We start from the raw sequence: 18,098 nt of genomic DNA, 5'->3' as shown, positions 1-18,098 counted from the left end.
ACGAAGGAGCTGGTTGTATTTCGCCATCCTGTCTGATCGACTCATTGATCCTGTCTTAATCTGACCACTGTTGGTTGCAACAGCAATATCTGCAATGGTAGCATCCTCAGTCTCACCAGACCTATGAGATACGACTGCCGTCCATCCTGCTTTGTGAGCCATTTCGATCGCATCCAGAGTTTCAGTAAGTGTCCCAATCTGATTCACTTTAATCAAAATAGAGTTAGCAGCCTTTTCATTGATTGCTTTCTCCAGAAACTTCACATTAGTTACCAATAGATCATCTCCTACCAGCTGGCATTTATCCCCGATCTTCTCCGTTACCATTTTCCATCCATCCCAGTCGTTTTCATCACAGCCGTCTTCAATGCTGTCAATTGGGTATTTACTCACCAATTCAGCCAGGTACTCTGCTTGTTCAGCACTTGATCGCTTTGCACCATTAGGTCCTTCGAATTTGCTGTAATCGTATACTCCATTTTCGAAAAACTCTGATGATGCACAATCCAATGCGATAGTGACGTCTGAACCGGGCTTATATCCGGCCTTTTCGATAGCGGCCAATACACTTTCCAAGGCTTCTTCAGTACCTCCCTCAAAGTTTGGTGCAAAGCCACCTTCATCACCTACTGCTGTACTCAATCCTTTGTCGTGGATGATTGCTTTCAGGTTGTGAAATATTTCACCACCCATTCGAAGCGCTTCTGTGAACGTAGGAGCTCCCACAGGACGGATCATGAATTCCTGAAATGCTATTGGAGCATCTGAGTGAGATCCGCCATTGATAATATTCATCATTGGTACCGGAAGTGTCTTTGCATTGGCTCCACCGATATATCTGTAGAGCGGCAACTGGCATGCATCTGCACCGGCATGGGCAACAGCTAATGATACTCCTAAGATGGCATTTGCACCCAGTTTTGACTTGTTCGGCGTACCGTCTAAATCAATCATGACCTGATCGATGTAAGCTTGCTCAACAACCAGTAATCCCTCAATTTCAGGGGCAATGATATCATTCACGTTATCAACTGCTTTTTGAACACCCTTGCCCATGTAGCGAGACTTGTCACCATCTCTGAGTTCTACGGCTTCATGCTCTCCGGTAGAAGCCCCTGAAGGAACTGCGGCTCTTCCAATGTAGCCATCTTCTGTAATCACCTCTACTTCTACAGTAGGGTTACCTCGGGAGTCCATAATCTGACGGGCAAATACACTTTCGATAACGCTCATTACTTATTGTCTTTTATTAGTTGGATAAAATCGTCGAATAGATAGGTAGAATCGTTGGGGCCTGGCGAGGATTCCGGGTGATATTGCACAGCGAATGCCGGCTTATCTTTCAACCTGAGTCCCTCAACCGTATCATGATTCAAATCGATATGGGTTAATTCGGCTACTTTGGAATTTTTCAATGCTTCCATCTCCACAGCAAATCCATGATTTTGCGAAGTAACTTCACTTAATCCGGTGTTTAAGTTCTTCACGGGGTGATTCAATCCTCTATGTCCGTGGTGCATTTTATAGGTAGGGATACCTACGGCCAGTGCGAGAATCTGACTTCCCATGCAAATACCGAAAACGGGTTTGTTGGCTTCCAATATTTCTTTTGCGGTATTAGTAGCATAATCCATCACAGCAGGGTCACCGGGTCCATTGGAAATAAAATATCCGTCAGGCCCCCATTTTTCCATCTCTGCAAAAGTGGTTTTTGCGGGAAATACTTTGCAATGACAATTTCTGTTCACTAGATTTCTAAGAATAGATTTCTTTATCCCAAGATCCAGTACTGCTACCTTAAACCCATCATTATCCTCACCAAGCTCATATGGTTCTTTTGTTGTAACCTGAGTGGAAAGCTCAAGCGCTTCCATGCTAGGAATCTTATCCAGTTCAGTCTGCAGTGCATCTCCTTCCAGTTCTGAAGAAATTATAGCATTCATTGCACCTTTGGTACGAATGTGGCGGACAATCTTGCGGGTATCTACACCAGCAATACCAACCGTATTGTTTCTCTCAAGGAATTCCTGAAGGCTTTCGGTTGCCTTGGTTCTACTGTAGATATGGGAAAAGTCATTTACTACTAACCCTTTAATGGTAGGAGTATCGCTCTCCACCTCTGAATCAATCGCTCCATAGTTTCCTATGTGTGAGGTGGTATTTACAATGATTTGACCATAATAGGACGGATCGGTATAAATCTCCTGGTATCCGGTCATTCCGGTGTTAAAGCAGATTTCTCCACCGGAAGTACCTTGTTTTCCAATAGAATATCCAGTAAATGTCGTGCCATCTTCAAGTAAAAGTGTGGCTTTCTTTCGGGTAGGGTATTTCATACTGGGGAGCAAAAATAGTTATGGATTGGGCAATAAAAAAGCCATCTAAAAACTCAGATGGCTTTCTATTGTTTGGTTTTAAAATTTTATTCTTTGATGAGACGAGAAGTGATCTCTTTTCCACCGAAATTAAACTTCACAAAATAAGTACCTGGGTCTAGATTAGATATGTCTAGCAATGAGCGTGTGCTCTTTGATAACTTGGGGTATGAGTTTTGCTTGAGTATCATCTTCCCATCCAAGCTTAGAATCTCCACAGATACATCACCTATATAGTCATTAATCATTTCTATCGAGACTCGGCCTTTACTTGGGTTTGGGTAAACGACAACTCCGGCTTCTTCCCATTCCGCAACGGCAGTAACGTCTGATATATTGATTTCAAATGATTTAGCAAAGCTATTTCCATCATCGTCTTCGGTTTGTATGCGAATGGTGTAAACAGCTTTCGTTTCAAAATCGAATACTGCACCGGATTGCAGCTCAGTTCCCGAAATCACAAAATCTCCATTGTCATCAGACCCTTCTCCGGTTACCAATGTGAATGTATGCGTATCATCATCCTCATCCACTGCTTCCAACGTGCCTATCACTGTGCCGCTTGGATCTTCCTCTGCGATTGTACTATTTGATAGGGTTATATTTGAAGGAACTGCAAGGCTCACCACCTCAAGCGAAACCTCGTTGTTACTTGTATCCTCATCTCCTGGAACTGAAACTTCTACCCTTATTTCATATGCTCCAACAGTGGTGAAATCATAGGTGGTGGTAAATGTATGCTGGTAAGACCCTAGGTTATCTATTACTTGAGTCACATTATCTGATACAACCAACTCATTATTTACATAAAGCAGAATATCATAGTTATTTATTGATAGGTTGCCCAGATTCTGAACAGTAGCTATTATCTCTGTTTCTGTCTCAGAAAACACTCCATCTTCAATTCCATCTATACTTTTTGCCATTAAATCCGTATCGAAGAAAGAAACTGTAGCAGAGTAAACCCCATTTCCGTGAGTCGCTGCTACTACCAGACCGTCCAATCTTGTTATCATATGCTCAACGACTGTCGCCCCAATATCATTTTCACCTTCCCTGATCCACTGAGTATTTGTTCCGTCAAGCAAATCAGTTGAATACAACCCAGTGCTGGTTCCGACAAAAAACTTGAAATCATTGCCATGAATTCTTCCTACTCTCACTGATGGACCACTTCCGGAACCATCGATATTCTCTTCAAGATTTCCACTAACATCCGTCCAGGTAATACCTCCATCATTCGTATAAAACACACTTGGTATTTCGTAATTTGAAAAGGTAACCAAAACACGGTCATTATTTACCGGATTAACGCTGACTCCAGAGATATAACCTCCTGGAAAATTAGACCCGGTTACATCCTCCACTGTCGGACTAGACTCACTGGCATTTGTTACTTTAAAAACATTTCCTGATGAAGTCCCCGCATAAACTACTTGATTGCTCCCTACACCTATTTCACTAACTACTCCAGTAGCTCCCGTAAGTGCTATTGACTTCCATCCCGTGTTTTCATTTCCAGTGCTGGCTTGTGTATTAACCCATAAATCAAAATCCCCCCCAAGATAAAACACATCATCATCGTTTCTATCCAGATAAAAAGGAGTGATAAATAAAGATGAGGTATATGACGAAGGTGTCATAAAGTCAAATCCATCATAAGTTACATCATTCGCATCCGAATAATCCAAGCGGTAAATATTCGCATTCTGTGATGATACATAACGATGAGTCCCATCCTCACTTATTGAACTATATGCCCCGTCTCCACCAAAGGGATCTGTCCAATTATCTGTTGAAGCAGTCAAATTACTTGCAAACCAGGTACCGTTATCCTGCAATCCAATTAAAAGTTGGTCTTCAGGTCCGGCTGAAACCGCGTAAATCTGAGCAGTCAGGTACCCATTGTTTAATGGGGTCCATGAGACTGTGGATGCAGTTATATCATTAGTTAATTGAACGCCTCCATCATTGCCAGAATAGGCTCGAACTCCATCAAGAAATATGAATGAATGTTGATCAGGATGGTGATTAGGATATAGTGCATAGGAATCATTATCGGAAGTATATCCCCCAATCCAGGTGGTATTGGTTGAAGTAGAAAAACCGTCAGAGGAAGCAAAAAGATTAGTCCCACCTATGATTACAAAATTTGGATCATCATTTTTCACTTTTATGAGTAAGTCGTACCCTCCTTGTGAATCAAAGTCACCAGTCAACCCCCCTAATTGGGGGATATTTGCTGACAGATCGGTCCATGTATCTGTTGCATCATCAAACTTCCACAATGAATGTCCGCTCGCCTCTGTGGCATCCTCACCCAAAACATATATGACATCTTCATTAGATGGAGCAATTGCTATCTCCTTACGCTCACCGGCCGCAAACGAATGGTTAACGTCCGTGATATCTGTCCAGTTGTCTCCCCCATCCACAGACTGAAAAATTCCTGCAACTAAATGATTTTTAATTGCATATAGAACTCCACTGGACGTAACTGCAACTTCAGACCACCCAACATCACCACCGTCTTCAAAGTCAAAACTCGCTAATATTTTAGTGAACGAATTACCTCCGTCTTGAGATCTAAAAATCCCAAAGGAATTAGCTACGAGAACATCTCCATTCGTAGGGTTAATGACGATTTCATGATTATAGTCAAAACCTTGATCAAATGACTCAGGTGTTTCAAGGCTCGTGGCTGGTAAAAGTAACCAGCTATCTCCTCCATCTGTGGACTTAAAAATACCATCACCACGATATGGAGCCCCTGAACTACCGGCCGAATTTCCACTCCACTCTCCGGTACCATAATACCACACCTGTGTTTCACCACCTGTAGTATCTTGAGCTATACAAGTAATACTTTGTAAGTCTGTAGGTGTAGTCATTTTAGACCAATTTGTACCTCCGTTAGTGGTTCTCCACAATCCCCCTGAAACGCCACCGGCCAAAATCGTATTTTCTGTTGGATCCGTTACATCAATAGCGAGAGCTCTTGTTCGACCTCCAACATTATATGGTCCTCTATTTTCCCATGCTGTTGCTGGTGGGGCTAGTGCCAGAGGATTAATGCGGGATTTAAGGTCTAGCTGACGTTGATCCATCAAAGCCCTTTCCTTTAGCCTAATACCTGCTGGTATCTGGTTGGTAACAGGATTCTTCGTCCGCATAAATTCAAACTCTACACGAGCTTGTGGGTCATCTTTTTGATTCTGTATTTGTGCGGACACACATAGGCTCAAAATCAGGAAGGTAGTAGTAGTTAGTAATCTTCTCATCGGCGTTATTTTAAAATTCGGGTTAGTCTAAACTTCTTTCCACCCATTCTATCAGAAACCTCAAAAGCACAAATGAATTTTTCCTGAGGTTGCTTATTGGTTTGAATGTCAATGATCTCACCAGGAGTTAATACCATTTTTGCACCAAATCCTGCTGCAAGTTGCTCTACTACTTCGACTCTGGCTATCCCAGATTCATAAGTCACTAGCTTTGCACTAATGATTACTTCATCAGGGTTTGGTTTAAACTCTTTTTCGGTTGGATTAGCATTTATATCGTTAGATTGAGAAGTAGCTTGCTTGTTGGAGGTACACTTAATAGTAGCAAGGGCGAAAAGACACAAAATAAGTATTCGCATTATTTTTTTCTGTAAAATAAAAAAAGGGATTGAGCTGTGGCTCAATCCCTTTATATTTTCGACGATTAAGTTTACTTAATCTTCTTTTTTCTTATCTTCTTTCTTCTCCTTCTTCTCAGCTTTAGGAGCTTCTTCTTTCTTCTCTTCCTTCGCTTCTGCTTTCTCCTCCTTAGCTTCCTCAGCTTTTTCTTCCGCTTTAGTTTCCGCTACTTCCTCTTTTACTTCTGCGGCTTCAGCTTTAGGTGCCTCTTCTTTCTTTGCTTTCGCTTTCCCCCCTCTACGAGATCTTCTGGTCTTAGCTTTTCCGGCATCTGCTTCGCTCAATAGTAGCTCGTTGAAATCCACAAGCTCCATCATGCACATTTCTGCATTATCGCCTAGTCTTGCACCAGTCTTGATGATTCTAGTATATCCACCAGGTCTGTTGGCGATCTTTTCAGCTACATTATTGAAAAGCTCAGACACAGACTCTTTATCCTGAAGGTAAGAGAATACAACTCTTCGAGAGTTTGTATCATCTGTTTTAGACTTGGTTAGAATAGGCTCTATATACTTTCTAAGTGCTTTCGCCTTAGCGACAGTTGTATTGATTCTCTTATGCATGATAAGAGAAGAAGCCATATTGGAAAGCATCGCACTTCTGTGTGCGGTCTTTCTTCCCAGGTGATTAAATTTCTTTCCGTGTCTCATTATTCTTCCTCCAATTTGTATTTGCTAAGATCCATACCGAAAGTAAGACCTTTATCAGAAACCAATTGCTCCAATTCAGCAAGTGACTTCTTACCGAAATTTCTAAACTTCATCATGTCAGAAATTTCAAGTGATACGAGATCACCTAAAGTTCTAACATCAGCTGCTTTCAAGCAGTTGTAAGCTCTCACTGAAAGATCAAGATCGTTAAGATTAGTCTTAAGCATCTTTCTCATGTGCAGAAGCTCTTCATCTACTTGCTCTGGCTCTCCAGCTTCTTGAGTCTCCAGAATCATGTTTTGATCTGAGAACAACATGAAGTGCTGGATCAAAATGTTTGCAGCACCTTTAAGAGCATTTTCCGGGTGAATGGAGCCATCAGTTTCAATATCCAATGTCAACTGCTCATAGTCAGTCTTTTGTTCTACCCTGGTATTTTCAACACTGTACTTCACATTCTTGATCGGCGTATAGATTGAATCTATAGCGATAAATCCAAAATTTTGCTCAGCAGGCTTATTTTCATCGGCCCCAACATATCCTCGTCCTTTCTGAACTGTAAGTTCCATTTCGAACTTAGCCGATTCGTCCAAGTGACAAATCACATGATCAGGATTAAGGATCTCGAAAGAAGTAGTTGCTTTAGCCAAATCTCCAGCAGTAAGCTTCTTCATTCCAGAAACATTTACAGTGATAGATCCATCAGCAACTTCCTCGATCTTTTTGAATCGAACCATTTTAAGGTTCAAAATCATTTCACTCACATCTTCTACAACTCCTTCGATAGTAGAGAACTCATGCAGAACACCAGGGATTTTCACGCCGGTGATTGCATAACCCTCTAAAGAAGAAAGTAGAATTCTTCTCAACGCATTACCTATTGTAACACCGTATCCTTTTTCCAGTGGTTTGAAAGTAAAGAGGCCATGGAAATCATCTGCTTTTTCCATTACCACTTTTTCCGGCATTTGAAATGCTAGGATAGACATATATCTTATTTTTTGAGTGTTTACTTAGAGTACAATTCGACGATCAACTGTTCCTTGATGTTCTCGGGAATTTCTTCCCTGCTGGGAGCATTTAGAAACTTACCAGTCATGCTGGCAGAATCCCACTCCAACCAAGAGTAGCTTCTTGCATTAGATGCAAGGCTATCAGTAATGGCTTCAAGAGATTTTGATTTCTCTCTTACACCAATGATGTCATTACCTTTTAATGTGTAAGAAGGCACGTTAACGATTTCTCCATTCACAGTGATGTGTTTGTGAGAAACAAGTTGTCTCGCTGCTCTTCTTGTAGGCGCAATACCTAAACGGAAAACAGTATTGTCCAATCTTGCCTCCAATAACTGAAGAAGGATTTCACCTGTAATTCCACTTTTTCTTGAAGCCTTTTCAAAAGCATTGGAGAATTGACGCTCAAGTACACCGTAAGTGTATTTTGCTTTTTGCTTCTCAGCCAGCTGGATCGCGTATTCAGACTGCTTTTTTCTTCTTCCTCGGCCATGCTGACCAGGAGGATAAGCTTTCTTCTGCAGCGCTTTGCTAGCCCCGAAGATTGGCTCTCCGAATCGTCTTGAAATTTTAGTTTTAGGCCCAGTATATCTTGCCATTATCTATAACAATTTAAAAATCTTAAACTCTTCTTCTTTTAGGGGGTCTACATCCGTTATGCGGTAGTGGAGTAACGTCTTTGATCATTGTTACTTCTATACCAGTATTTTGGATGGTTCTGATGGCAGACTCTCTTCCTGACCCAGGACCTTTTACGTAAACTTCTACTTTTCTAAGTCCCAAGTCATACGCTTTCTGTGCACATTCCTGTGCTGCTACCTGAGCAGCATAAGGAGTATTTTTCTTAGATCCACGGAATCCCATTTTACCTGCTGATGCCCAGCTGATAACCTGACCGGTTCCGTTGGTCATGGAAATAATTATGTTGTTGAAAGATGCTTTGATATGGGCTTGACCCATTGCATCAACGGCAACAACTCTCTTTTTCGCTTTATCTTTTCTCTTTTGTGCCATCTATCTATTACTTAACAGCTTTCTTCTTATTAGCAACCGTCTTTCTCTTACCTTTTCGAGTTCTAGCGTTGTTCTTGGTGTGCTGCCCTCTTACAGGAAGGCCTTTTCTGTGACGAAGGCCTCTGTAGCAACCAATATCCAGAAGTCGCTTAATGCTCATCTGAACTTCGCCTTTGAGAACACCCTCTACTTTGTAATTCTCACGGATTACGGTTCGAACTTTGCCGCCTTCCTCGTCAGTCCAATCCTGAACTTTCTTGTTAGCGTCAACGCCAGCCTCAGATAAAATTTTCTGTGCTGATGCTTTGCCGATACCAAAGATGTACGTCAAGGCAATCTCGCCTCGCTTATTATCGGGAATATCTACTCCTGCAACTCTTGCCATAATTATCCTTGTCTTTGTTTAAACTTTGGATTCTTTTTATTGATCACATAAAGCTTCCCTTTTCGTCTGATGACCTTGCAATCAACGCTTCGTTTTTTTACGGATGCTCTTACTTTCATTTCTTTATTCTTTTCAGTCTTCGACTGTTATTTATATCTATAAACAATTCTTCCTTTCGTCAGATCATACGGTGACATCTCCAACTTTACCTTATCACCAGGTAAGATTTTGATGTAGTGCATTCTCATCTTTCCTGAGATATGCGCAATCACCTCATGACCGTTTTCAAGTTCTACTCTAAACATTGCGTTTGACAATGCTTCCACGATCGTTCCGTCTTGCTCTATGGATGCTTGTTTTGCCATTATGCTGCTTGAGTTCTTCCTTTTACTCTACCTGATTTCATCATACCTTCATAGTGCCTCATGAGCAGGTAGCTCTCAATCTGCTGAAGGGTATCAAGAATTACACCAACCATAATCAAAAGGGACGTTCCTCCGTAAAACTGAGCAAATCCCTGATTCACACCTGCAATCATTGCGAAAGCAGGCAGGATCGCGATAATCGCAAGGAAAATCGCTCCCGGTAAAGTGATTCTTGAAAGAATATTGTCAAGGAAATCAGCTGTTTGCTTACCTGGTTTCACACCAGGAACAAAACCGCCATTTCGTTTCATGTCGTCTGCAATCTGGTTAGGATTGATCGTAATAGCAGTGTAGAAGAACGTAAATACGATAATCATAATCGCGAACGTCAGATTGTACTGCCACGAAGTAAAATCAGAGAACGTAGTTCCAATGTAGTTAGCAAAATCACTTTCTTCTCTCCATAGTCCAGCAAGCATAGCCGGCAAGAACATGATGGATTGAGCAAAGATGATAGGCATTACTCCAGAGGCATTCACTTTTAAAGGAATGTACTGTCGCTGACCTCCGTATACCTTATTGCCTACCACTTGCTTGGCGTATTGAACAGGTACTCTTCGAACTGCTTGTACTAAGGCCACTGTTACCAACACTACAAAGAAAAGTGCAACCAACTCAAGGATGAACAATAACATCTCACTCATTCCCCTGGTGATTGCCTCAGCAGCAATGCTTCCAGGGAACCTTGAAATGATACCGATCATAATTAGCATGGAAATACCATTGCCAATACCCTTATCAGTAATTTTCTCTCCAAGCCACATACAGAAGATCGTTCCTGAAGTAAGGATGATTACCGATGTGAATTTGAAAAAGAATGTATTATTAAGTATTGCTGTCGGCTCGATAGCAGCTGAAACGTAGCTGAAACCCTGAGCCATACATATAGCAATCGTTAATACTCTTGTTAGTTGATTAATTTTCTTTCTTCCACTATCTCCTTCTTTTTGGAGCTTCTGGAAGTAAGGAACTGCCACTGTCATCAGCTGCAACACGATGGAAGCCGAGATATAAGGCATGATACCAAGTGCGAACACTGAGGCATTACTAAACGCCCCACCAAGGAATGTATCCAACAATCCAAAAATACCTGACGCCTGTCCGGTAAGTTTTGATGGATCTACTCCAGGTAATACCACGAAAGAACCAATTCTAAAAATTACCAAGAATCCTATCGTATTTAGGATTCTGGTTCTTAGTTCCTCAATGGAAAAAATGTTTCGTATGGTATCTATGAATTTCTTCATTATTCAGCTACTGTAATTGATCCACCAGCTTTCTCAATAGCTTCCTGAGCTGTTTTTGAGAATTTATGTGCTGTAACTTTTAGTCCTGTTTTCAATTCGCCTCTACCCAATACCTTAACGATATCATTCTTTTGAGCAAGGCCATTGTCAATTAGAACCTGAAGCGTCACTTCTTTCAATTTCTTTGTTTCACTTAGCTTCTGAAGGTCATCCAGGTTGATTGGCTTAGAAACAACTTTATTATTGTTTTTGAATCCAAATTTTGGAACCCTTCTTTGAAGTGGCATCTGACCTCCTTCGAAACCAGTCTTTCTAGAGTATCCAGATCTAGACTGAGCTCCTTTGTGTCCTCGCGTAGATGTACCACCTCTGCCAGAGCCTTGTCCTCTACCTACTCGCTTTCTGTTTTTTGTTGAGCCTTCTGCAGGCTTTAATGATTCAAGTCTCATGTTTACAGCTCTTTAACTTCTACTAAGTGATTCACCGTTTTGATCATCCCCTCAATGGAAGGAGTCAATTCTTTTTCAACGGACCTATTGATTTTACCAAGACCCAGAGCAACAATTGTTTTTTGCTGATTCTTTGGACGCTTGATCGTACTTCTCTTCTGTGTGATTAATACTTTTCCCATTGTCTTAGCCATTGAAAACTTTATCTAAAGACACTCCTCTTTGCTGCGCAACAGCGAAAGGATCTCTCATTTTATTCAAAGCATCAAAAGTTGCTTTAACCACGTTGTGAGGGTTAGAAGATCCTTTTGATTTTGCAAGTACATCATGTACCCCAGCACTCTCCAACACTGCACGCATTGCACCACCGGCGATTACTCCAGTACCAGCTGCAGCTGGCTTCAAAAGCACGTGTCCACCACCAAATTTTCCAATCGCGTCGTGAGGAACAGTCCCTTTGAAAACAGGAACTCGAACCAAATTCTTCTTCGCATCGTCAATTCCTTTAGTGATAGCATCAGTTACCTCGTTGGCCTTACCAAGTCCGTATCCTACTACACCATTTCCATCTCCTACTACAACAATAGCAGAGAAGCTGAATCGACGACCACCTTTCACTACTTTCGCTACTCTTTTGATGGCAACTACTCGCTCCTGAAGGTCGATTTCACTTGCTTTTATAGATCTTATATTGCTTTGTGACATAATTTCTTTCTTAGAATTTTAAACCTCCTTCACGAGCACCTTCTGCCAAAGATTTTACTCTTCCATGGTAAGGGTATCCGCCTCTATCAAAAACGACTGTTTCAATACCTGCGCTTTTAGCATTTTCAGCCAGTTTCTTACCCACTTCCTTCGCTACTTCTACGTTAAGATTTGGCTTGCCAATTTCCTTTGTAGATGCAGATGCTAGCGTCTTACCATTCACATCATCAATCAACTGAGCGTAAATGCCTTTATTGCTTTTGAAAATAGAAACTCTAGGTCTCTCAGCAGTGCCAGAAATCTTCTTTCTGATACCCAGTCTAAGTCTTTTTCTTCTTGCTGTTTTAGTAATTGCCATGTCTTATTATTTAGCAGCAGTTTTACCAGCTTTTCTTCTAATTTGCTCACCAATAAAGCGAATACCTTTTCCTTTGTATGGTTCCACTTTTCTAAGTGACTTGATCTTTGCAGAAATCTGACCTACTAATTGTTTGTCGATTCCTTCAACGATCACTTTAGGATTTTTACCTTTCTCTGTTTCAGCCGAAACTTTAATTTCTTCCGGAACAGCGAAATATATACTGTGAGAATATCCCAGGTTAAGCTCCAATACATTGTTTTGTACGGCTGCTTTATAACCTACCCCAACAAGCTCCATCTCCTTCTTGTATCCGTTGTTCACCCCTTCTACCATGTTGCTCACTAATGAACGGTAAAGGCCGTGCAACGACTTGTGTCTTTTCTGCTCAGTTGGACGCTCAAGCGTCACTACTCCGTCTTCCACCTTACAGGTGATATCCGGATCAATCTCCTGAGTCAGCTCACCTTTAGGACCTTTCACATTCACTACATTTTTATCTATAGTGATTGAAACTCCTTCGGGCAAATTAATTGGTGCTTTTCCTATCCTAGACATCTCAATTCTATTAATACACGTAACATAAAACTTCTCCACCTACATTCTCTCTGCGTGCTTCCTTGTCAGAAATTACGCCCTTAGATGTAGATAAAATTGCGATACCAAGACCATTCAATACTCTTGGTAGGGTATCCGCCGCAGCATACTTTCTAAGCCCTGGCGTACTTACACGCTCCAGGCTTGTGATTGCCGACTGCTTTGTCTGAGGATTGTACTTCAAGGCGATTTTAATGATCCCTTGCTTGCCATCTTCCTCAAACTTATAGTTTCGGATGAAGCCCTTGCTGTGCAATACCTTAGTGATCTCCTTCTTTAAATTAGAAGCAGGCACCTCTACTACACGGTGGTTCGCTGCAATTGCATTGCGAACTCTGGTTAAATAATCTGCTATCGGGTCTGTTACCATTTCTTAAACACACTTATCCCCCTCTGAAAAAGGGGGTGCAAAAATAATAATTTATATTTTGAAACGAAAGGAAGTTTGAAAACTACCAGCTAGCTTTTGTTACTCCTGGTATTTTTCCTTCGGATGCCATTTCTCTGAATGTCACCCTAGAGATTCCAAATCTCCTCATGTACCCCTTAGGTCTACCTGTAAGCTTACATCTATTGTGTAATCTTACTTTTGAAGAGTTTCTTGGAAGCTTGTCTAAGCCCTGATAGTCTCCAGCTTCTTTCAAAGCTTTCCTCTTCTCAGCATATCTTGCTACAAGCTTTTCTCTTTTTCTTTCTCTCGCTTTTACTGCTTCTCTAGCCATAATATCTTAGTTCTTCTTTGAAGTAAACGGCATTCCTAGAGATCTTAATAATTCAAGACTCTCTTCATCAGTTTGTGCTGTTGTCACAAACGTGATGTCCATACCTGTGATTTTGTTTACTTTATCGATACTGATTTCAGGGAAGATGATTTGCTCCTGGATACCCAGTGTATAATTTCCTCTTCCGTCAAATCCTTTTTCTCTAATTCCTTTGAAGTCTCTTACTCGTGGTAGAGCCACAGTCACCAATCGGTCAAGGAATTCATACATTTTATCACCACGAAGTGTCACTTTCGCACCGATAGGCATTCCTTCTCTCAACTTAAAGTTGGAAACTGACTTCTTAGCAATGGTAGGAACCGCTTTTTGTCCGGTAATCATTGTAAGTTCTTCAACACCTACATCTACCATCTTCTTATCAGATACAGCAGCACCAATACCTTTATTGATGGCAATCTTAGTAAGCTTCGGTACCTGCATAACAGAGCTGTACTGAAACTTATCTTTCAGATGTGGAATAATCTCCTTGCTGTATTTTTCTTTTAATCTAGGACTAGCCATTTGTGATAAATTCTCCTGATTTTTTTGAATATCTCTGCAGCTTACCGTCTGCATTTTTCTTTCTTCCGATTCTGGTTGCATCTCCGGATGATGGATCTACTACCATTAGGTTGCTAAGGTGAATTGCAGCTTCAGTTTCCTGAATGCCACCTTCCGGATTCGTAGCGGATGGCTTTACATGTTTTGTAACCATGTTAGCACCTTCAACCACTGCTCGGTACTTAGTTCGATTCACTTCAAGTACTTTACCGGTTTTTCCTTTATCGTTACCGGCAATGATCTTGACAGTGTCGCCTTTTCTTACGTGAAATTTTGCTTTGCTCATCGTTAAAGTACTTCTGGTGCTAATGATACAATTTTCATGAACTGCTTTTCTCTAAGCTCTCTTGCCACAGGGCCAAAGATCCTTGTACCTCTCGGCTCATCATTGGCAGTAAGAAGTACAGCAGCATTATCTTCAAATCGGATATATGTGCCATCTTTTCTTCGTACTTCCTTCTTCGTTCTTACAACGACCGCTCTGGATACAGTTCCTTTTTTTAAACTACTTGATGAAAGTGCATGCTTAACAGTCACAATCACTTTGTCACCAACAGAAGCATATCGCTTCTTGGTGCCACCAAGCACACGGATCACAAGCACTTCTTTAGCGCCGCTGTTGTCCGCAACCGATAATCTTGACTCCTGCTGTACCATTATTTTGCTCTTTCAATAATTTCTACTAACCTCCATCTTTTGCTTTTGCTCATTGGACGAGTTTCCATCACCTTTACCGTATCACCGATATTGCAATCGTTCTTCTCGTCATGAGCTGTGAGCTTAGTGGTTTTTCTCACAAATTTTCCGTAGATCGGGTGCTTAACTTTTCGTTCTACTGCCACAGTGATGCTTTTCTGCATTTTATTGCTCACCACTTGTCCGATTCTTTCTTTTCTTAGATTTCTTTCCATCACTGAAAATTATTTGCTTGCTTCAGCAACTTGATTTAATTCTTTGGCTCTGATTTCTGTTTTTATTCTTGCCACCAATTTTCTATTCTCTCGAATTTTCATTGGATTTTCGATTGGAGTAATACTATGAGCAAACTTTAGTTTGGCATAGTTCTCCTTCTCTACTGCAAGCTTGTTTTTCAGCTCGTCCAGGCTCAATCCTCTTAGTTCAGAATTTTTCATTACTCTGGCTTATAATCTCTTGCAATTGTAAATTTTGTCGAGATCGGCAGTTTTTGTTCCGCCAATCGTAAAGCTTCTCTAGCCAACTCGATATCTACACCTGCAGCTTCGAACAAGATGGTTCCAGGCTTGACAGTTGCCACCCAATATTCAGGAGCTCCTTTACCCTTACCCATCCGTACTTCAGCAGGCTTCTTGGTCACAGGCTTGTCCGGAAAGATTCGGATCCATACCTGACCTTCCCTTTTCATCGCTCTGGTCATGGCAATCCTTGCTGCCTCAATCTGACGGCTAGTGATCCATCCCGGCTCCATCGCCTTGATTCCAAAAGTTCCGAATGCCAGTCTGTGCCCACGTTGAGCAAGACCCTTCACTCGGCCTTTTTGCATTTTTCTAAATTTCGTTCGTTTTGGCTGTAACATGCTCTACAAAACTTTACTTTCTTCTTCTATTATCTCTTCTCCTTCTGTTAGGACCGCCACTTGGAGCATTTCCTCCTGTCTGACCTTGTCCTACGTTAGGTGAAAGGTCTCTTTTACCGAAAACCTCTCCTTTAAATATCCACACCTTGATACCAATCTTTCCGTAGATGGTGTGAGCTTCAGTAATCGCATAATCGATATCCGCTCTCAACGTGTGAAGTGGAATTCTTCCTTCTTTATACTGCTCACTTCGCGCCATTTCAGCACCACCTAATCTTCCTGAGCATTTGATTTTAATTCCTTGAGCACCTACTCTCATAGAAGAAGCAATTGCCTGCTTCATCGCTCTTCGGAAAGAGATTCTGGCCTGAAGCTGCTGCGCGATAGACTCACCTACCAGTTTAGCATCTAGTTCAGGTCTCTTTATTTCGAAAATGTTGATCTGAAGATCTTTTCCGGTTAGGTTTTTCAACTCTTCCTTGATCTTATCTACTTCAGATCCCCCTTTACCGATCACAACCCCCGGACGAGCCGTATGAACAGTAAGGGTAATTCTTTTTAGTGTTCGTTCGATCACCACTTTAGAGATGCCACCTTTAGGCATACGTGCAGCGATGTATTTACGAATTTTGTTGTCTTCAACAATTTTGTCAGCATAGGACTTACTATCAAACCAGGCAGAATCCCACCCTTTGATAACTCCTAATCTAAATCCAACTGGGTTTACTTTTTGTCCCATTACTTGTTGCTTTCTTTAGTTTCGTTAGTATCCTGATTGTGATTATCGATTACGATACTCACATGATTTGATCTTTTTCTGATTCTGTGAGCTCTTCCTTGTGGAGCAGGTCTCAGTCTTTTCAGCATTCGAGCACTATCCACATAGATTTCTTTCACATAAAGGTCAGCTTCTTCGATGCTGATGTCTTCATTCTGCATCTGCCAGTCTGCAATTGCAGTCAAAAGAAGCTTCTCCAGTGTTAGTGAAGCCTGGTGCGAATCAAAACGAAGGATGTTAAGAGCAATGTTTGCACGCTCACCTCGAATCATGTCAGCAACGAGCCTCATTTTTCGTGGAGAGGTTGGAACATTTCTAAGTGAAGATTTCACTGCACCTAGTTTTCCTTTGTTCTCCTCACGGAATTTTTTCTCAGCTTCTTTCTGAAGTCTGATTCGTACTGATTTCTTTAGTTTCTTTTCAGCTTCCATTGGTGCTCTTATCTTTTACCTTTATCCTTCTTGGCAATGTGTCCTCTGAAGTTTCTCGTCGGAGCGAATTCACCAAGTTTATGTCCTACCATGTTTTCAGTTACGAAAACAGGAATGAATTTATTTCCATTGTGCACGGCGAAAGTATGACCTACAAAATCCGGAGATATCATAGAGCGTCTTGACCAGGTTTTGATCACAGACTTCTTACCTGATTCGTTCATCGCGTCAACTTTCTTCTCAAGACGAAAGTCTATATAAGGCCCTTTCTTTAATGATCTTGACATTATTTCCTTCGTTTAACTATCTGCTTATCAGAATATTTATTTGGTCTTCGGGTCTTCATACCTTTCGAGTACAGACCGTTTCTAGATCTTGGGTGACCCCCTGAAGCTCTTCCTTCACCACCTCCCATTGGGTGATCCACTGGGTTCATCGCTACACCTCTTACTCTAGGACGCTTACCTAACCATCTGTTTCTACCGGCCTTACCAAGTCTTACAGACATATGGTCAGAGTTAGAAACAACTCCTACTGTGGCTAGACAGGTATTCAATACCAATCTCATTTCACCAGAAGGAAGCTTTACTGTAGCGTATTTTCCTTCTCTAGCTACCAACTGTACGTAGGTTCCGGCACTTCTTGCCATTACTCCGCCCTTACCTGGCTTCAACTCCACGTTGTGGATAATTGTACCAAGAGGAATGTCAGAAAGGAACAATGCATTCCCTACTTCCGGAGCTACTCCCTTACCAGAGTTTACTACTGTTCCAACTTCTAATCCTGCTGGAGCCAGCATATATCTTTTTTCACCGTCAGCATAGTAAAGCAATGCGATTCTTGCAGATCTGTTTGGATCGTACTCAATTGCCTTCACTGTTGCAGGGATTCCGTGCTTATCTCTTTTGAAGTCGATGATACGAAGCTTTCGCTTGTGACCACCGCCTACGTTTCGCACGGTCATTCTACCCTGATTGTTTCTACCACCGTTTCTTTTTGATGTGGCCACCAAAGATCGCTCTGGAGTGGACTTGGTTACATCATCAAAGACAGGAGCCATTCGGTATCTCTGTCCTGGGGTAGTCGGTTTAAGTTTTTTTACAGCCATTTCTGT

At 41.5% G+C, this 18,098-nt stretch carries 29 protein-coding genes; all 29 read right to left on the bottom strand.

The genetic code is table 11. The features are described 5' to 3' along the window. The coding region (gene eno / locus ACXAH9_RS02870; RefSeq protein ID WP_474893355.1) for a phosphopyruvate hydratase at positions 1-1,233 on the bottom strand (1,233 nt) is incomplete at its 3' end. Then, positions 1,233-2,336: a glutamine-hydrolyzing carbamoyl-phosphate synthase small subunit gene (gene carA / locus ACXAH9_RS02865; RefSeq protein ID WP_474893354.1), complete on the bottom strand. Its 1,104-nt coding sequence runs from the start codon at positions 2,334-2,336 to the stop codon at positions 1,233-1,235. The genes eno and carA, both read right to left, overlap by 1 nt. An 86-nt stretch (positions 2,337-2,422) precedes the next feature. Then, positions 2,423-5,656: a T9SS type A sorting domain-containing protein gene (locus ACXAH9_RS02860; RefSeq protein WP_474893353.1), complete on the bottom strand. Its 3,234-nt coding sequence runs from the start codon at positions 5,654-5,656 to the stop codon at positions 2,423-2,425. Between the two features lie 5 nt (positions 5,657-5,661). Continuing rightward, entirely contained in the window at positions 5,662-6,015 is a 354-nt protein-coding gene (locus ACXAH9_RS02855) for a hypothetical protein (RefSeq protein ID WP_474893352.1), read from the bottom strand. Positions 6,016-6,090: 75 nt separating this feature from the next. Further along, positions 6,091-6,705 carry a 50S ribosomal protein L17 gene (rplQ, locus tag ACXAH9_RS02850; protein WP_474893351.1) on the bottom strand — a complete coding sequence of 205 codons (615 nt, stop codon included), beginning with the start codon at positions 6,703-6,705 and terminating at the stop codon, positions 6,091-6,093. Then, positions 6,705-7,694, bottom strand: coding sequence for a DNA-directed RNA polymerase subunit alpha (locus ACXAH9_RS02845; protein ID WP_474893350.1), 990 nt, complete (start codon positions 7,692-7,694; stop codon positions 6,705-6,707). The genes rplQ and ACXAH9_RS02845 overlap by 1 nt, the downstream gene beginning before the upstream one ends. 20 nt (positions 7,695-7,714) lie before the next feature. Beyond that, positions 7,715-8,317: a 30S ribosomal protein S4 gene (rpsD, locus tag ACXAH9_RS02840; RefSeq protein WP_349564645.1), complete on the bottom strand. Its 603-nt coding sequence runs from the start codon at positions 8,315-8,317 to the stop codon at positions 7,715-7,717. 22 nt (positions 8,318-8,339) lie between these two features. Continuing rightward, positions 8,340-8,732 (bottom strand): 30S ribosomal protein S11, encoded by a 393-nt coding sequence (gene rpsK / locus ACXAH9_RS02835; RefSeq protein WP_474893349.1) that lies wholly within the window; start codon positions 8,730-8,732, stop codon positions 8,340-8,342. Between the two features lie 7 nt (positions 8,733-8,739). Next, positions 8,740-9,117, bottom strand: coding sequence for a 30S ribosomal protein S13 (gene rpsM / locus ACXAH9_RS02830; RefSeq protein WP_349564649.1), 378 nt, complete (start codon positions 9,115-9,117; stop codon positions 8,740-8,742). Positions 9,118-9,119: 2 nt separating this feature from the next. Continuing rightward, positions 9,120-9,236, bottom strand: a complete 117-nt coding sequence (gene rpmJ / locus ACXAH9_RS02825) for a 50S ribosomal protein L36 (protein ID WP_089356819.1) — start codon at positions 9,234-9,236, stop codon at positions 9,120-9,122. Positions 9,237-9,263: 27 nt separating this feature from the next. Further along, positions 9,264-9,482, bottom strand: coding sequence for a translation initiation factor IF-1 (gene infA / locus ACXAH9_RS02820; RefSeq protein ID WP_089356818.1), 219 nt, complete (start codon positions 9,480-9,482; stop codon positions 9,264-9,266). Then, entirely contained in the window at positions 9,482-10,789 is a 1,308-nt protein-coding gene (gene secY, locus ACXAH9_RS02815) for a preprotein translocase subunit SecY (RefSeq protein WP_424963390.1), read from the bottom strand. Before secY ends, infA begins: the two co-directional genes overlap by 1 nt. Next, positions 10,789-11,238, bottom strand: a complete 450-nt coding sequence (gene rplO / locus ACXAH9_RS02810) for a 50S ribosomal protein L15 (RefSeq protein ID WP_474893348.1) — start codon at positions 11,236-11,238, stop codon at positions 10,789-10,791. Before rplO ends, secY begins: the two co-directional genes overlap by 1 nt. Positions 11,239-11,240: 2 nt before the next feature. Next, on the bottom strand, positions 11,241-11,420 hold the full coding sequence (gene rpmD / locus ACXAH9_RS02805; RefSeq protein ID WP_349564656.1) for a 50S ribosomal protein L30: 180 nt from the start codon (positions 11,418-11,420) through the stop codon (positions 11,241-11,243). A gap of 4 nt (positions 11,421-11,424) precedes the next feature. Beyond that, on the bottom strand, positions 11,425-11,943 hold the full coding sequence (gene rpsE / locus ACXAH9_RS02800; protein WP_349564658.1) for a 30S ribosomal protein S5: 519 nt from the start codon (positions 11,941-11,943) through the stop codon (positions 11,425-11,427). Positions 11,944-11,953: 10 nt separating this feature from the next. After that, entirely contained in the window at positions 11,954-12,301 is a 348-nt protein-coding gene (gene rplR, locus ACXAH9_RS02795) for a 50S ribosomal protein L18 (RefSeq protein ID WP_474893347.1), read from the bottom strand. 6 nt (positions 12,302-12,307) lie between these two features. Beyond that, a complete protein-coding gene (gene rplF / locus ACXAH9_RS02790) occupies positions 12,308-12,859 on the bottom strand; it encodes a 50S ribosomal protein L6 (RefSeq protein ID WP_474893346.1) in 552 nt (183 codons plus the stop codon). 10 nt (positions 12,860-12,869) lie between these two features. Next, on the bottom strand, positions 12,870-13,268 hold the full coding sequence (gene rpsH, locus ACXAH9_RS02785) for a 30S ribosomal protein S8 (protein ID WP_474893345.1): 399 nt from the start codon (positions 13,266-13,268) through the stop codon (positions 12,870-12,872). Between the two features lie 82 nt (positions 13,269-13,350). Then, positions 13,351-13,620 (bottom strand): 30S ribosomal protein S14, encoded by a 270-nt coding sequence (gene rpsN, locus ACXAH9_RS02780; protein ID WP_474893344.1) that lies wholly within the window; start codon positions 13,618-13,620, stop codon positions 13,351-13,353. Positions 13,621-13,626: 6 nt separating this feature from the next. Next, positions 13,627-14,181: a 50S ribosomal protein L5 gene (rplE, locus tag ACXAH9_RS02775; protein ID WP_349564668.1), complete on the bottom strand. Its 555-nt coding sequence runs from the start codon at positions 14,179-14,181 to the stop codon at positions 13,627-13,629. Further along, complete coding sequence (gene rplX, locus ACXAH9_RS02770; protein WP_474893343.1) at positions 14,174-14,506, bottom strand: 50S ribosomal protein L24; 333 nt, start codon at positions 14,504-14,506, stop codon at positions 14,174-14,176. The genes rplE and rplX overlap by 8 nt, the downstream gene beginning before the upstream one ends. A gap of 2 nt (positions 14,507-14,508) precedes the next feature. Then, positions 14,509-14,877, bottom strand: a complete 369-nt coding sequence (gene rplN / locus ACXAH9_RS02765; protein WP_349564672.1) for a 50S ribosomal protein L14 — start codon at positions 14,875-14,877, stop codon at positions 14,509-14,511. Continuing rightward, positions 14,877-15,131: a 30S ribosomal protein S17 gene (rpsQ, locus tag ACXAH9_RS02760; protein WP_089356807.1), complete on the bottom strand. Its 255-nt coding sequence runs from the start codon at positions 15,129-15,131 to the stop codon at positions 14,877-14,879. The genes rplN and rpsQ overlap by 1 nt, the downstream gene beginning before the upstream one ends. Positions 15,132-15,140: 9 nt before the next feature. After that, positions 15,141-15,353 (bottom strand): 50S ribosomal protein L29, encoded by a 213-nt coding sequence (rpmC, locus tag ACXAH9_RS02755; RefSeq protein ID WP_349564674.1) that lies wholly within the window; start codon positions 15,351-15,353, stop codon positions 15,141-15,143. Continuing rightward, positions 15,353-15,775 (bottom strand): 50S ribosomal protein L16, encoded by a 423-nt coding sequence (gene rplP / locus ACXAH9_RS02750; RefSeq protein WP_349564676.1) that lies wholly within the window; start codon positions 15,773-15,775, stop codon positions 15,353-15,355. The genes rpmC and rplP overlap by 1 nt, the downstream gene beginning before the upstream one ends. Positions 15,776-15,788: 13 nt before the next feature. Then, the gene (rpsC, locus tag ACXAH9_RS02745) at positions 15,789-16,514 is read right to left on the bottom strand and encodes a 30S ribosomal protein S3 (RefSeq protein WP_474893342.1); all 726 of its coding nucleotides are present in this window, start codon (positions 16,512-16,514) and stop codon (positions 15,789-15,791) included. Next, entirely contained in the window at positions 16,514-16,984 is a 471-nt protein-coding gene (gene rplV / locus ACXAH9_RS02740) for a 50S ribosomal protein L22 (protein ID WP_474893341.1), read from the bottom strand. Before rplV ends, rpsC begins: the two co-directional genes overlap by 1 nt. 8 nt (positions 16,985-16,992) lie before the next feature. Then, positions 16,993-17,271, bottom strand: coding sequence for a 30S ribosomal protein S19 (gene rpsS, locus ACXAH9_RS02735; protein ID WP_349564682.1), 279 nt, complete (start codon positions 17,269-17,271; stop codon positions 16,993-16,995). Next, complete coding sequence (gene rplB, locus ACXAH9_RS02730; protein ID WP_474893340.1) at positions 17,271-18,092, bottom strand: 50S ribosomal protein L2; 822 nt, start codon at positions 18,090-18,092, stop codon at positions 17,271-17,273. The genes rpsS and rplB overlap by 1 nt, the downstream gene beginning before the upstream one ends. Positions 18,093-18,098 lie beyond the last annotated feature (6 nt).

This window comes from Ekhidna sp. ABH4_415 (assembly GCF_056161305.1).
The sequence above is the reverse complement of the archived record's forward strand: the minus strand, read 5'-3'. Positions and strand labels throughout refer to the sequence as shown.